The organism is Amphritea sp. GJ51-11, assembly GCF_055808735.1.
In genome coordinates, this window is sequence record NZ_CM147881.1 from 3,455,719 (window position 1) to 3,471,068 (window position 15,350).

Annotated in this window: 14 protein-coding genes; 6 read left to right on the forward strand and 8 right to left on the reverse strand. The window is 49.3% G+C overall.

Features of this window, described 5'->3' with window-relative positions:
• Positions 1-14: 14 nt before the first annotated feature.
• On the reverse strand, positions 15-1,007 hold the full coding sequence (locus AC0L4K_RS15475; RefSeq protein WP_417223907.1) for an ABC transporter substrate-binding protein: 993 nt from the start codon (positions 1,005-1,007) through the stop codon (positions 15-17).
• Positions 1,008-1,192: 185 nt separating this feature from the next.
• Here AC0L4K_RS15475 and AC0L4K_RS15480 point away from each other — a divergent pair, with 185 nt between their 5' ends.
• Entirely contained in the window at positions 1,193-1,687 is a 495-nt protein-coding gene (locus AC0L4K_RS15480; protein WP_473267049.1) for a MarR family winged helix-turn-helix transcriptional regulator, read from the forward strand.
• Here the strand turns inward: AC0L4K_RS15480 and AC0L4K_RS15485 are convergent.
• Positions 1,684-2,673 carry a CobW family GTP-binding protein gene (locus AC0L4K_RS15485; protein WP_473267051.1) on the reverse strand — a complete coding sequence of 330 codons (990 nt, stop codon included), beginning with the start codon at positions 2,671-2,673 and terminating at the stop codon, positions 1,684-1,686. The two genes, AC0L4K_RS15480 and AC0L4K_RS15485, sit on opposite strands and share 4 nt — an antisense overlap.
• A gap of 169 nt (positions 2,674-2,842) precedes the next feature.
• Positions 2,843-4,327, reverse strand: coding sequence for an anthranilate synthase component I (gene trpE, locus AC0L4K_RS15490; protein ID WP_473267053.1), 1,485 nt, complete (start codon positions 4,325-4,327; stop codon positions 2,843-2,845).
• A 685-nt stretch (positions 4,328-5,012) separates the two neighbouring features.
• Here trpE and nhaR point away from each other — a divergent pair.
• Entirely contained in the window at positions 5,013-5,963 is a 951-nt protein-coding gene (gene nhaR / locus AC0L4K_RS15495) for a transcriptional activator NhaR (RefSeq protein ID WP_473267054.1), read from the forward strand.
• On the opposite strand, the gene AC0L4K_RS15500 is transcribed toward nhaR, so the two are convergent.
• On the reverse strand, positions 5,929-6,612 hold the full coding sequence (locus AC0L4K_RS15500; protein ID WP_473267056.1) for a phosphoglycolate phosphatase: 684 nt from the start codon (positions 6,610-6,612) through the stop codon (positions 5,929-5,931). The two genes, nhaR and AC0L4K_RS15500, sit on opposite strands and share 35 nt — an antisense overlap.
• Before the next feature lie 59 nt (positions 6,613-6,671).
• A complete protein-coding gene (gene rpe / locus AC0L4K_RS15505; RefSeq protein WP_473267058.1) occupies positions 6,672-7,340 on the reverse strand; it encodes a ribulose-phosphate 3-epimerase in 669 nt (222 codons plus the stop codon).
• Positions 7,341-7,454: 114 nt separating this feature from the next.
• On the opposite strand from rpe, the gene AC0L4K_RS15510 reads away from it, so the two are divergent.
• Positions 7,455-7,928 carry a DUF3530 family protein gene (locus AC0L4K_RS15510; protein WP_473267060.1) on the forward strand — a complete coding sequence of 158 codons (474 nt, stop codon included), beginning with the start codon at positions 7,455-7,457 and terminating at the stop codon, positions 7,926-7,928.
• Positions 7,825-8,547 carry a DUF3530 family protein gene (locus AC0L4K_RS15515; protein WP_473267062.1) on the forward strand — a complete coding sequence of 241 codons (723 nt, stop codon included), beginning with the start codon at positions 7,825-7,827 and terminating at the stop codon, positions 8,545-8,547. The genes AC0L4K_RS15510 and AC0L4K_RS15515 overlap by 104 nt, the downstream gene beginning before the upstream one ends.
• Positions 8,548-8,607: 60 nt before the next feature.
• On the opposite strand, the gene djlA is transcribed toward AC0L4K_RS15515, so the two are convergent.
• The 3 genes from djlA to AC0L4K_RS15530 are packed head-to-tail and all read right to left on the reverse strand — an operon-like array spanning position 8,608 to position 11,186.
• Positions 8,608-9,453 carry a co-chaperone DjlA gene (djlA, locus tag AC0L4K_RS15520; protein ID WP_417223893.1) on the reverse strand — a complete coding sequence of 282 codons (846 nt, stop codon included), beginning with the start codon at positions 9,451-9,453 and terminating at the stop codon, positions 8,608-8,610.
• 54 nt (positions 9,454-9,507) lie between these two features.
• Positions 9,508-10,134 (reverse strand): N-acetylmuramate alpha-1-phosphate uridylyltransferase MurU, encoded by a 627-nt coding sequence (gene murU / locus AC0L4K_RS15525; RefSeq protein WP_473267063.1) that lies wholly within the window; start codon positions 10,132-10,134, stop codon positions 9,508-9,510.
• Positions 10,134-11,186, reverse strand: a complete 1,053-nt coding sequence (locus AC0L4K_RS15530; protein ID WP_473267065.1) for an aminoglycoside phosphotransferase family protein — start codon at positions 11,184-11,186, stop codon at positions 10,134-10,136. The genes murU and AC0L4K_RS15530 overlap by 1 nt, the downstream gene beginning before the upstream one ends.
• A 132-nt stretch (positions 11,187-11,318) precedes the next feature.
• On the opposite strand from AC0L4K_RS15530, the gene AC0L4K_RS15535 reads away from it, so the two are divergent.
• Positions 11,319-14,066, forward strand: a complete 2,748-nt coding sequence (locus tag AC0L4K_RS15535; protein ID WP_473267066.1) for an LPS-assembly protein LptD — start codon at positions 11,319-11,321, stop codon at positions 14,064-14,066.
• A gap of 25 nt (positions 14,067-14,091) precedes the next feature.
• Positions 14,092-15,348, forward strand: coding sequence for a peptidylprolyl isomerase (locus tag AC0L4K_RS15540; protein ID WP_473267068.1), 1,257 nt, complete (start codon positions 14,092-14,094; stop codon positions 15,346-15,348).
• Positions 15,349-15,350: the final 2 nt, after the last annotated feature.

Below are 15,350 nucleotides of genomic sequence, written 5' to 3' on the forward strand. Positions count from 1 at the left end.
CTCAACCGCAACGATTATTGCAGAGCTTGCTTCACTTTTGCAGCAACGTCTGCCGAAACCCACGGCATCCAAAGCTCTTCATGCTCAGTAAGGAAATACTCAGCAGCAACCTCACCATCAGCCTGATTATCTTCCATCCAAGCCAACAGCGTGTTGAGCTGATTATTCGTCAATGAACGCTTAGACGCATACTCATAAGCCGCGGGAACACGGGTAGCAAACTCTTCGGTGGTGACCGTTTGTACCGCTGAAGGCGGATACATGGTTACTTTAGGGTTCTCACATTCGTTAGATGAGGTACAGTTAACGAACTCATCTTTATCAATACCCGAACCGAAATCAACTTTCACCATTTTGTATTTACCCAACACAGCAGTTGGCGCCCAGTAATAACCGAACCAAGGCTCTTCACGGGCAAACGCCTTAGCGATAGAACCTGACAGACCAGCACCTGAACCGGGATCGATCAAATCAAAACCTGCATCAGCCAGATTCAATGCTTTAAACAGATTGCTGGCACTGATCTGACAGTTCCAGCCCGCTGGACAACCATAAAAGGCGTACTTGCTATCATCTTCTGGATGCTCAAACAGTGCAGCGTGTTTCTTTACACCATCAATGGTTGCTAGCTCAGGGTATTGTTTAACCAGATATTCTGGTATCCAAAAACCCTCTTCACCACCATCAGACAATGAATTACCGGCATACCGCAGACGTTTTTCAGCCACACCTTTATCCAGCGCTTCACGCATGGAGTTGCTCCACATTTCTGGAGCAATATCAGGTTCACCTTTTTCGATCATCGAGGTACCCGTCGGCATGGTATCCCCTGGCACGAGTTCAGCTTCGCAGCCATAACCGTGTTCAAGGATAAATCTATCCACATTGGCAATCAGTGTTGCCGAGCTCCAGTTCATATCCGCAATGGTGACTTTTCCGCACTCGTCTGCCGCCTGTACTTGCGTAACGGCCAACAGCATTGCCGATGCAGCAATCAATTTTCTCATGACGTCTCCACGTTTATTTTGAACTATTATAGTTTGATGTGATTATATTAGTCCTGTAATAATTAGAACTCAAACTATTTTTCTGTTTATAATGGTTTGATTGGGCGCACTGTTATTTGTGCTGCAAGCCTGCCTAGCTATACATTCGCTCGGCTTTTCAATGAGTTAAGAGGTCTTCAGAGACAATGATTGATAATATGCCCTGCTGGCAGGATGTTCTGATTGAACTGAGAAAAATCATTCGGGCGACCGATCTTCAATCAAAACGGGTGGTAAAAGCTTGTGGTCTGACGATTCCACAGGTGATGGTGCTACGCGCCATCAAAGATTTGGGGGATGTTACCGTTAAGCGGATTTCAGATGATGTTTCGTTAAGCCAAGCGACCGTCAGCACCATTATGAATCGTTTAGAAGAGCGCCAACTGGTCGAACGGGTACGCAGCAATACTGATCGCCGCATAGTGAATGCTCGGCTGACAACAACCGGTGACGAAATTTTTCAAACCGTGCCGACGTTGTTACATGAGTCCTTTATCACTCGCTTTGAAAGTTTAGGTAATGCAGAGCAGCTGCATATACTCGCCGCTCTGCAACAGGTATCTGGGATGATGGATGCCGAAGCACTCGATGCAGCACCTTTGCTGGATATCGCCGCCCCAAACCGTGATGGAGAGGCCTAGCAACGCACCGCCATCGCCAGTAACTGCTGTTCGAGTTCGGCCCATTGGCCGGGCTCCTCATCAATCACTTCAATTCGGCTATCCATCACTTCATCAAGCGCCTGCACTTTCAAAACGGAATCGACCTGATTAAACGCAAAAATCCCTTCATCGGTAATAAACACCGCTTTCAAGCGTTCGGATTCTATACCCATCAACAACGGTTCTAACGCGGCATAAGAAAACTCAAATTCAGGGCTGAAAATCCAACCACTGCTATGATAACCCTCCCCCTGATTATCTTTACGCAGATAACCACATGCAGGGATCTCATCATCGACCTGATAATGATCGTGGTGTTGATGGGATGACTCAGCCGGTGCTTTATCCGCAATGTGCTTAGAGGCCGCTTCCAACCACGACAGATCAAACAAACCATTCGAACTGCCGACAACCGGTGCCTGACTCTCAAGCTGGGACAGATAATCGGTCAGTTGGGCCATTTCCGTCCCGCTATAAAGATCCTCTTTATGTGCAATCACTAAGTCGGCAACCTGTAGCTGCTGATTAAAGATTTCATGCTCGGTATATCGAGCATCCACCAGCTTACGTGCATCCACCAGCGTTATCACCGTGTGCAGATCCAAGACCTCTCGATAATGAGGCTGCTGCAATACCCGGATGACTTCTAAAGGATGACCCAACCCCGTCGGTTCAATCAGAATACGATCAGGTTTTGCCTGACGAATTAATTGACTAAGTGCAACCTGCATAGGAATACCCGCAGCACAACACATACATCCACCGGGCACCTCTTTCATAAATACGCCGGTTGACTGCTGTTCGTTGGCTAATAGACTGGCATCAATACCGATTTCCCCAAACTCATTGACCAGCACCGCCCAACGCTCACCGGCCGGCTTATCTTTTAATAGCTGTTGAATAGCGGTAGTTTTACCCACGCCGAGAAAGCCGGTAATAATATTGGTAGGTATCTGTGTAAACATGATCAACTCTGCAAGGTAATATTTGTTATAATATAACAAAAAAGCCAGTAACATCATAACACTCAAAACAAAATCGCTGGCGGGCAAAGTATGCAGCCAAATAACGCTTCAACTTAAACAAGACATAAAAAAACCTCCCGTAGGAGGTTTCATATCGATCATAACGGCCTCAGAGGTTATCCAACCCTTGCTCAACCATCGCGACGGCCTTAAAGATTGCTCGGCCTTTGTTCATCGTTTCATCCCATTCGGAATCAGGCACCGAATCAGCGACGATACCAGCTCCGGCTTGAATATGCAGCTCACCATCCTTAATCACCGCCGTACGAATAGCGATCGCGGTATCCATATTGCCATTCCAAGACAGATAGCCCACAGCTCCGCCGTAAATACCTCGTTTAACCGGCTCTAACTCATCAATAATCTCCATCGCCCGCACCTTGGGCGCACCACTGAGAGTACCCGCCGGCAAGGTCGCGCGCAGCACATCCATCACCGATACCTCAGGTTTTAAATGGCCAATCACATTCGAGACGATATGCATCACATGAGAATAACGTTCAACCGCCATCTGAGCGGTTAATTCCACCTGACCTATTTGCGACACCCGGCCAACATCATTACGGCCAAGATCGATCAACATCAGATGTTCTGCCAACTCTTTCGGATCGGCTAACAGATCTTTCTCTAGTGCTAAATCTTCAGCCTCGGTTTCGCCCCGAGGACGAGTTCCGGCAATCGGTCGCACCGTGACAACACGATCTTCAACCCGGGCGAGAATTTCGGGAGAGGAGCCCACCACATGGTGATCACCTAAATTCAGCACATACATGTAAGGTGAAGGGTTAAGACAACGTAACGCCCGATAAAGATCCAACGGACTACTAGTAAAAGGGATCGTCATTCGCTGCGAGATAACGGTTTGCATCACATCCCCTGAGAGGATGTACTCTTTAATCCGATCGACGGCATCTTTAAATTGCTGCTCGCCAAAACTGGATTTAAATTCCGATTCAAACACCTCACGTCGCTCGCTCGGTGCAGTTTCCTGATGGGGTACAGAAAAGCGCAAGCGTGTGACTAACTCATCCAAGCGTAACTGCGCTTGCCCCAGGGCATCCTCATCGGCCGGGTCAGCATGGCTAATCAATACCAACTTACCGCTGAGGTTATCAAATACCACCACCTCATCGGACACCATCAACAGAATGTCCGGCGTGCCGATAACATCATCAGGAACGCTATCCGCCAACCGTTGTTCCACATAGCGGACGCTATCATAGCCAAAATAACCCACTAACCCACCGTTAAAACGAGGTAGATCAGGCAACTCTGCAGCACGATAACGCGCCTGAAATTGTTCTACAAAATCCAGCGGATCTTCAACTTCAGCTTGTTCTACCACCTCACCGTCCGTTTCCACCCGAACGCTATGGCCAAAGACTTTCAACACGGTCCGGCTAGGCAAACCGATAATCGAATACCGCCCCCACTTTTCGCCGCCTTCAACGGATTCCAGTAGATAGGTGTATGGCTGATTGGCCAACTTCATATAAGTGGATAATGGTGTATCCAAATCCGCTAATACTTCGCGAACCACTGGAATACGATTGAAGTTTTGAGCCGCTAGCTCGGCAAATTGTTCAGGGATCATGGTGTATTCTCATAACGACTCTGTCATTTATAGCGCAGAGTTTTGAAATCTATTTGGCTAAATCGATAACCGATTCAGCCAGCGTAATAACTGATAAGCAGGGCTCAGTTACGCCATCGCCAGCGATCCCCGACATAGTGGGCACACAACTTAATTTCAATAGGGGATAGCAAATCTGACACAGTGATTCCAGGCAATCGTTAATTCAGAGATCCAACCTTATAGCAGCCCCCTCTTTGAATCAACCGAGTCGTTATTTACAGACTATATTTTTCAGCCTAAAGGCTTTTCGATGGCCTTCTCAAGTGTATATTCTCGTTCCCCTGAAATGATATCAGGCACCACAATGTGCGCTTCCAGGATCATGGCTAATTTTTAGACAAAAAAAACCCGGCCTTGGGCGCCGGGTGAATGATTGGATGAGAGTCCACTTACTTAAGACTAGAGAGCCTTACAACATGCTTTCATAACAGCCTAACTTTGTAACAACTTAACTGTGTAACACTTACTACAACCTTGTAACAACCTGTCTAACAACTCGGTAAGCATAAGTCTGAGGGGGAACCTGAGAACTCATGACAAAGCCGATAAGTCACAGTATAGTCAACGAAATTATAAATAAAATACGAATTTACTATGTAAATAGTAAGATTTATTCGAGCATTATTCCAATTCAGGTACCACCATGAACTTTAAACACCTGCGCTATTTCCTCGTTGTTGCCCAGGAAGGCAGCATTAATAGAGCCAGTGAGAAGCTCCACCTGACACCTCAAACCATTAGTGGCCAGCTAAAACTGCTGGAGCATGAACTGGGCACTTCGCTGTTTAAAAAACGCGGCCGCAATCTCATATTAACGAAGGCTGGACAACACGCCCTCAACTACGCCGAAGACATTTTCCAGCTAGGGGATGAACTGCAACAGAGCATTCATAATCCGGTACCCCATAAGCAGCAGCGTTTTAATATTGGCATCGCCGATGTGTTGCCCAAATTGATCACCTATCACCTGCTAGAACCGGCACTTAAACTCAATGATGCGAGCCGACTGATCTGTGAAGAGGGCCCGCTGCCTAGCTTACTGGCGGATCTTGCCACCCAAAAACTCGATCTGGTACTGGCTGACCGCCCACTTGACGCAAGCTTTCATATTCGCGGATATAACCATCTATTGGGGGAGTGCGGCCTTAGCTTTTTCGCCACCACCGCCGTAGCCGCCACTTACCGAGCTAACTTTCCCGCCTCACTGGAAGGCGCACCCATGCTGATGCCTTCCGCCGAAACAGAGCGCGGTATGGGTCTGAAACGCTGGTTCGAACGGTATAAGATTCGCCCAGATATCCGGGTGGAGTGTGCCGATACCGCATTAATCGAAGCCTTTGGCCTCTCGGGGGCCGGAATATTTTGCGCGCCAACCGTCATCGAACAACAGATGACTCGGCAATACGGTGTGGAAGTGATCGGCAGGATGGATGATATTCGGGAGCGTTTTTATGCGATTTCATTGGAACGCCGAGTGAGCCACCCCGGTGTACTAGCGGTCTGCAATGCCGCCAGAATGGCTTTCTTTGATGAGATTGAGCCGTCAGACAAAACCTTAATCAGAGAGTCAACTGCATCAGATCATCGACAATAATATCCGGCTGATATAACGCAACCGGCTCGCCATGGTTATAGCCGTACGTGACCGCAACCACGCGACAACCGGCGGCTTGAGCCGCTTTAATATCACTGCGTGAATCGCCCACCATCAGAGTTTGTTCGGCCGCGACACTTCGCGTAGTCATCGCATGGTGCAGCGGTAACGGATGTGGCTTTTTCTCCGCCAAACTATCACCACCCAAGACAACCGAAAAATAGCGCCGCAGATCAAACTCATCCAGTAAGGTCTCGGTGAAGCTGATCGGTTTGTTGGTCACCAAACCCATATCAACATCATGCTCGAACAAAAAATTCAGATATTCTCGTACCCCAGGATAGAGCTGACTTTGCTCCGCACAACACTGGCCGTAATGCTGCAAAAACAGAGCAAATGCCTGCTCAAACAGCGCTTCGTCCGGCTCATTATTCCCATCACCGAAGGCTAATGCCCGCTTGACCAACATCTGGGCGCCATTACCGACCCAATCACGTACCGTAGTTTCACCGGCTAATGGCCGTGCCAACGCAGCCAACATTCGATCAACCGCTAGGGCTAAGTCGGGCACACTATCCAGCAAAGTGCCGTCCAGATCGAACAGCACCAGTTGGGGAAGTTGAGCATCATAATGGGTGGTCATAAGCATTGCGACGGGCCAACCTTTTCAATTAATCATAATGCTAAGTAAACGCGCTGGCGTGTTACTTAAACCTTTGCCAATTCGGCCCGCATCTTATCAATGGTGGCTTTGTAGTCGTCGGTGTTAAAGATCGCCGAGCCCGCCACAAAGGTATCCGCTCCGGCCGCGGCAATCTCAGCAATATTGGCAACACCAACGCCACCATCCACTTCGAGACGAATATCGTAGCCACTTTGTTCAATAATCGCACGGGCCTGCTTCAGCTTATTCAACGTACCCGGAATAAATTTCTGACCACCAAACCCTGGGTTAACCGACATCAGTAGAATCATATCCACCTTATCGAGCACATAGTCTAAATAGCTCAACGGGGTCGCGGGATTAAACACTAGGCCGGATTTACAACCGCCGTCACGGATCATCTGTAATGAACGGTCGATATGTTCAGAACCTTCTGGGTGAAAGGTAATAATGCTAGCACCGGCATCGATAAAATCACCGATCAAACGATCCACCGGCTTAACCATCAAATGCACATCAATCGGCGCTTCAATACCGTGTTTACGCAGCGCTTTACAGACCATAGGGCCGATGGTCAAATTAGGCACATAGTGATTATCCATCACATCGAAATGGACATAATCAGCGCCCGCAGCGAGCACATTGTCAACCTCTTCACCTAGGCGGGCGAAGTCTGCAGACAGAATGGATGGAGCAATCTTATAATCAGCCATGAACGTAACTCGGAAAGTAAAAGGTGGAGGATTCGGCTATTGTACTTTGCACGCATTGAAACTCAACCAGCTTTCGCCCTTGCTAATATCGCGTCGCTCTTGAATAATCGAAGCATGAAACTTAAACCCCTGTTTTTTACACTGTTTTTAAGCCTTGCTAGCCTTGTTTCGGCAGCCGAGAATGATACGACTGAAAACAATGACAGCAGCAACACCGGCACCGAAGACACAACAGAAACCGACGGCGCAATCGCCAGCCGTGTCATGCCCAACCCTTCCCGGCAACGACAGGCAGACCTAGCGCTGGCACAAACCCCAGAAACCGAAGTGGTTTGGCTAGCACTTGATAATGAAAAACAATTAGCGCTGCTGCAACAAGCGACAACCGCAACGCCAACCGGCAGCATTCTCATTTTCACCGATCCCACCACGGGAGCAGACTGGCCCGACCTGATTCACCCTCTGAGAACCCAACTGACTGAATATGGCTGGAACACCCTCAGCCTATCACTACCAACCCCCCTCGGTCGCCGTTCCCGAACGCACACTACCGAGCCTACAAAATCGCAATCAGATCCAGACACCTGAAACAGCCCCAGAGAGCAATGCGGCACCTAACGCGGAAACAAATCCCGACGCTAATACCAAAACCGCGGCTGTGGACAGCCAAACAGCGGCCGATACTACCGAAACAGCAACGCCAGAAGAACTTATCAACAACTATCAACAACAGGTCGTGACGCTGGGTAATTTAGCCGCTAATCGTTTAGCCGAAGTACCGGGGGAGATAACCGTCATTTTAGGGGTGGGAGAAGGTGCGGTTTGGGCGATGCACTATTTCGCACAAGATGAGCTGCAAGAAAACCGATTTTTAGTCTTGCTCGACCCGATGCAACCCAAAGGAATTAACGCCCCAGAACTGCTACAGATGCTCAAAGACAGCCAGGCAGCGATATTAGATCTTTGGTTCAATAACAACCGCTATCAACAGCAACAAGCCATTCTACGTAAACATACAGCCCTAAGAAGCGGCAACCCAGGTTATCGGCAGATCCGCCTAAACCAACGCAGTAACGATCCGAGAAAGGAACCTCTGTGGCTTACTCGTCAGGTTAGAGGCATTCTTAAAAACCACTTGATAACAATTCAACCTACCCAGAAAAATTCAAACCCAGCGCCCGCAGGAGAGCTTACGCCGGGAAGTTAAACGTTGGGAAGTTGATCGCTATGCCCAATCGGCCTGTCCATTAAAGCACAGCGGTATCTGTCAGCTATTTTTTCGCGCGGTACGTACTCGATCGTACGCTGCCTGAATTTCCTGAGTTTTTTCCTTCGCCAGCTGCATCATATCTTCAGGTAAACCTTTGGCCACCAGCTTATCGGGATGGTGTTGACTCATCAAACGACGGTAAGCTTTTTTCAGCTCGGCATCCGACACCGATGCCTCAACACCCAGCACGCCATAAGACTCTTTCAGCAGTTCCTGTTCCGATACATAACCGCCCTGATGGGACTGATAACTATGCTGTTGATAAGAGAACTGAGACTGCATCCGAGCGATCAGCGCGGCCATCTCCGCTTGAGACATCTGCAGCAGACCGCAGACCTCGCGAATAATAATGGTTTCGGCTTCGCTAACCTGACCATCAGCCATCGCCGCCTGCAATTGTATTTCGACAAACATCAATTTCAACGGAATACGAAACCGAATCAGCGCACTCAGTGGGCGCATCACCTCAGCGATATCAAAGTCGCTCTCTTTACCCTGCGAAAATAGCGCCATCGCTTCCAGACGACGCTCTTCACTCAACCCCATCCGGCTCATGACTTCCCGCGCGTATTGAATCTCTGCTTCGCTGACATGACCGTCTGCTTTAGCTAACTTACCCATCACCGTGAAGGTGGCCTTAAAGAAGGCATCTTGCGGGTTCAAAGCGTTACCTAAGGCATTTTTCAACGCGGCTGACAGCGCCACACCGATACCCGCACCCAATAACAGACCAAATAAGCCACCGCTCATCAGGCCAATAAAACCACCAATAATCAAAGCGGTGCGGTTTCTGCGGACCAACTGACCCAGACTAAACCCTGCCTTCTCACTTCTAAATGCCATCTACCCGACCTTTGTTAATATCTTCACTGACGTCCTGAAGTCGCTCAGGCGTCCCTATATCTCGCCAATACCCCGAAAAAGTTCCCCCGTCACGCGATGTGACTGCATCGCATCGCGTAACAGTGGTGCCAGCGGAAATTTACCCGGCTGACAGCCCTTAAACAGTTGTGGGGAAAGCAGACTAATTCCGCTAAACGTTGTTTTTTCATCGCCCTGCTCAACGATGCGGCCCTGCCGTAATTGGAAATCACCGGCGGGATTATGCGTGGGATTCTCCGTCATCACCAGATGGGCCAGATCATCAGAGCCAAATGAGTGGGACAACAAGGAAGCAAAGGGGTAGTTCGTAAAGACATCCCCATTCACCAAGAGAAAGGGTTCCCCCATATCACTCAAAAAAGGCAGTGCTCGAAAGATCCCCCCACCCGTTTCTAATAGTTCGGACTCCGGCGACCAGTGCACCTTGGCTCCCCAACCCCGGCCATCACCCACAAAGGCTTCGAGTTGCTCACCCAGCCAAGCATGGTTAATCACTATCTCCGTGACTCCAGCCGCGACCAGTCGTTCAATATGGTATTCAATCAACGGTTTCCCCGCCACCGGCAGTAGCGGTTTTGGCGTTGTCAAAGTCAAAGGACGCATCCGAGTGCCTAACCCAGCGGCCAGTATCATCGCCCGCATCAGCTAAACCACTTATCCAGAGGCGTCGGCTCAAATTGCTCACAGGCATACATCGCGGGTACCACAACCTCCTGCAACCAAGCCGAAAAGGTCAGCAGCTCATCATAACGTCCGGCAACCCGGATAATGTAATTCAGGGTGCGGGGAATATCTTCAAGGTAACCTGCCTTACCGTCTCGCAGCCACAACCGAGCAAAAATACCTGCCGCCTTCAAATGGCGCTGCGCGCCCATCAGATCAAACCAACGATAAAAAGTTTCCCGCTCGTAATGGGCGAGTAACCCCTCGGCCACTAGCAACTCACCAAACTCATCGACCCAGCCATACACCCGCTTATCCGGCCATTCAATATAACAATCCCGCAACAGTGACACTAAATCATAAGTCACCGGACCAATTACCGCATCCTGAAAGTCGATCACCCCCGGCGTATTGTCACCATCCACTAGCAAATTACGCGAGTGATAATCACGATGAACACAGACAGTCGGCTGTTCCAGTGCTGCTTGAATAAGATACTCAGACACCTCAGCAAACAGATGCTTAACCCCCGGCCCTAGGTCGATCCCCAGTAAATCAGCCACGAACCAATCACGAAAAAGATCCATCTCTCGCTGCAACAGCGCGCGATCATAGACCGGTAGATCATGACCCTCAATCGTCTGACAGGGCTGTAACTGAGTCAAGGTGATAAAAGCCTGTCGATAAAGCGCATCGGCACTGTCGTCATTTAACTGACCTAGATATAGATCATCCCCCAAATCCGACAGCAGCATATAACCCTGATCAAAATCCACCGCATGCACCACCGGCGCATTAATCTTTAGCGGCTGCCAAGCGTTGGCAATAGCGACAAAGGGGTGGCTGTTCTCTTTTTCCGGCGGAGCATCCATAAGAATCCAGCTATGATCGCCGCTGATAACGCGAAAATAACGTCTAAAACTCGCGTCTCCCGACACCGGCACACACTGCCAATCCGCAGTCAAATCGATCTTCAGCTCGGCAAAAACCTGCTCTATCCACTGCCTGAGTCCGGCCAGCCTTTGTCCCATATCTATCAATCCCCTAGCCTTGTTATAGCTGAATGTTTTATCATGCCATGCTCAATGGGCTATGTTACTCGAATCAAGGTTTAGCGATAAGAGAAAAGACACTTTTTCTGCGCTTCCTAATGGACAATCTGAATGCCGTTCTCAAGACGTTCTTCCTACACACTCACACTGGCTATAGTTGCTGCAACGCCTGCAGCACTCCAAGGCGCTGAAATGGATACCGATATCCGTGATGCCCTTTGGACCTGCACCATGGAAAATGGTCAAAACTGGCAATGCGATGAACCCGAACGGTCTGATCTTTTGTATCAAGCGGATACAGGCGATACCCTGGTGCAGCCAGTAGCTGATGACAAACAAAACGTTAAAGCCGTTCCTGCAACTGCTCCCATAGCTGTCGCTAAACAACAGGTGAATGGTGCTTGGCTATGCGAAGCCAATGCCGCAGGCGGCTGGTCATGTCTAGAAAACAAGCCCTCCACGTCGGCATTAACCAAACCGAAACGAACGATTGCAGCAGCCACCGCGGTGCCACCACCAGCAGCGAAGCAGTCTAATACGACAAGCACGGCAACCCAAACTACCGAGGCGATACCGGCAGCTAAAGCGGCAACGCAAACCACGACAAAAACAAAGCGAAGCCTCTCCAAACGCAAAAAGGCAAACCAACAAAGTCAAGCAGAAGCGGTAGCCCAAGCCGACTTGACCGATATCCGCTACGCTAGCCAAGACTGGTATCCCATCACCGGCGCATCAAAAGCATGCTATGGCGTTTATATTGAACCGACATCCGAAACAGTAACCGACTTTGACGAGAAGCTCACCGTCGATGCCGACAGCTCTAAAACAGAACTAGGCGGTCTGACACAGTTAGAAGGTAATGTTGAGCTTCGCCAACGGGGGCATTTCTTACGCGGCGATTCTGCCGAAGTAGATCAGGTCTCCAATCAGATAACTTTAAGCGGCGATATCCGTTACCGCGAACCCGGCCTGCTGCTCCGAGGCGCTAAGGCGCAAACCAATGCTCTCACCGGCGAAACCGTTATAAGCGATGCCGATTATATCGTCCATGAACAATCGCTACGCGGCGAAGCCAAACGGATTATCCGCCTGAAAGACAACCGGATACGGATGGAAGAGAGTAGCTATACCACCTGTCCTCCGGTCGATGAAAGCTGGAAAATTGCCTCTGATTCACTGGTTTTAGATCCCAATCGAGGTTTCGGTACTGCCCGCCATGCAACCTTGAAAATAGCGGACACCCCGATATTCTATTTCCCCTATCTAGAATTTCCGATTGACGACCTGCGCCACTCAGGCTTTTTATTCCCGTCATTAGGCTATTCTGACGATGATGGACTTGAGGTCTCAGCCCCTTATTATTTCAATCTCGCACCAAATTACGATGATACGCTGACGCCCACTATCTTTAGCGAACGCGGTTTATTGCTAGAAAACGAATTTCGCCACATGAATAGCTATGGCCAGCAATCCCTTAGTACAGGTCTGATTGTTGATGATAGCAAAGCTAACCGTGATCGCTGGGTGCTCGGCGTTGATCACACCGGTTACAAAGGCGCTTGGAGTAGCCTAGTCGATTTCAACGCGGTCAGTGATGATGACTATTTCGATGACCTAGGCTCAAGTTTAGAAGTCGACCGGTCTAACCACCTAAACCGGCTGGCAGAGGCGACCTATAGCCAGCAGAATTGGTCTGCTACACTGCGGGCTCATAGCTATCAAACAATCAGTGATAACGACACACCGTATCAACAGATGCCTCAACTGCAAGTCAAAGGCAGCTATAGCTACGATTTAGGCCAAGAGGTGGTACTCAGCTACCTCACTGACACAACCCAATTCGACCGCGATATCGATGGTCTAACCGGCATTGATCGTGTCACCGGTAGCCGCCTACATGTTCAACCTGCGATCAGCGTACCGATGCGTTCATCTTGGGGTTTCTTAACACCAAAACTGAGCTATTGGTTAAGCCAATATGACCTAAACGATCAGATTGCCGGTGAAGATGACAGCATTAGCCGTTCAGCAGCCGTCGCCAGTATTGATTCCGGTCTGTTATTTGAGCGTCAAACCGGCCGCTATACCCAAACCCTAGAACCTCGTTTATTTGCACTCTATAGCCAAGAAGAGGATCAACAGGGCATTCCAGACTTTGATACCGCCGAAGCGGATTTTAGTTATGACGGCTTATTCAGAGAGAACCGTTTTACCGGTCTCGATAAGATTGGCGATGCACAGCAGGTAACGGCGGGGATTGGTTCCGGTTTTTACCGTGACGACGGCAGTGAAATGGCGCACCTAGGATTGGCACAAGCCTATTATTTTGCCGACCGCACGGTGCAACTTAATGGCGATACCAGTGTCGATACTGAAGAGCAATCCAACTTTGCTGCTGAAGCCTATTGGAATCCTTACTCCAAACTTCGCTTCTCAATCGATACCGAACTGGATAAAGGCGACTTAACCCCATTAGAGAGTAACTTCAAAGTACGCTACACTCCGGCGCTCAATAAAGTGATCAACTTTAGCTACCGCTACCGGGAAGATGTCCGTAGCCAAGCTGAAGTTTCATTTATCTGGCCACTCTCACCCGAATGGACGGCGTTGGGACTGTGGCAAGAAGATATGGAAAACAACCAAACACCTGAAGCGATGCTCGGATTGGAGTACGCTAGCTGTTGTTGGAAAGTACGGGTTGCTGCACGCCAGTGGATAGAGGATGATAGCGGTGGTCAGGAAGACACCGCCCTATTACTGCAATTTGTCCTGAAAGGATTAGGCTCAATTGGTAACGGCAGTAAAGCGTTGCAAGATATTGATGGCTTTAATGAACGTGAAGAGAATGATGACTACTAAGCTCATAAAAAAACTAAAGCCATCTATGGCTGCCCTGATATTAGGCCTCAGCGTCTCGGCCAGCGCCGCAGATACCCCACTCGACCGGATCGTCGCGATTGTTAACGATGATATCGTCTTGCAAAGCGAACTCAGTGAACGGGAGACACTCATCAAGGGTCGCCTGAATGCTCAAGGACGTAGTTTGCCAGATGAACAAACCCTACAGAGCCAGGTACTGGATCGTCTAATCCTAGATAATATACAGCTGCAGATCGGTAAAGAACGTGGTATTCGCATCAGTGATAGCGAACTCAACGCTTCTCTCGAACGTATTGCGGCCAGCTCCAAGCTGACACTGGATCAGTTCCGTGAAGCATTAGTGGCCGAAGGACAAGACTACGCCCAAGTGCGTCAGCAAATTCGCAATGAGATGCTGATTCAACGAATTCAGCAACGGGTGGTCAATAGCCGCATCAATGTCTCGCAGCAGGAGATTGATAATTTTCTTAGCTCGCACAAGGGTGAACAGCTAGGTGACGCAAGCTACAATCTGTCACAGATACTCATTGCTGTACCTTTGCAAGCCACCTCTCAAATGCTGCAATCCGCTCAAAAACAAGCGACAAAAATTGCCGCCGAACTAGCCAATGGTGCTGACTTTGCAGAAACAGCCATTGCCCAATCGAAAGGCCCTAACGCACTTAAAGGTGGCGAAATTGGCTGGCGCAAACTCAACGAGATGCCTGAAGAGTTCTCTGCGGTGGTACAGAAATTAAACCCCGGCGAATTCAGCGCCCCTCTGCGTAGCCCTAGTGGTTTCCACATTTTGAAGGTAAACGACAAACAGGGTGGTTCGGTTCAGTTAGTGAACCAGGTTAAAGTACAACACATCTTGCTTAGCCCTAATGAAATTCGCTCGCCTGCACAAACCCGCCGCGAGATAGATGCTATTTATCAAAAGCTACAACAAGGCGTACCCTTTGAAGAACTCGCTAAGCAGTACAGTGACGACCCTGCCAGTGGTTCTCTCGGCGGTTCCCTCGGCTGGGCACAACCAGGCCAAATGGTGCCGGAATTTGAAGAGGTGATGTTTAATACTGCCCAAGGCGAAATTAGCGCGCCCTTCGAATCTCGTTTTGGCTGGCACATACTCAAAGTTGAAGATCGTCGCCAGCAAGATATGGGCGAAGAGATGAAAACCAACCAAGCACGCGCTACCATTCGCCAGCGTAAGTTCAATGAAGAACTACAAAACTGGCTACGTGAAATCCGTTCTCAGGCGTATATCGAGCTTAAATAATA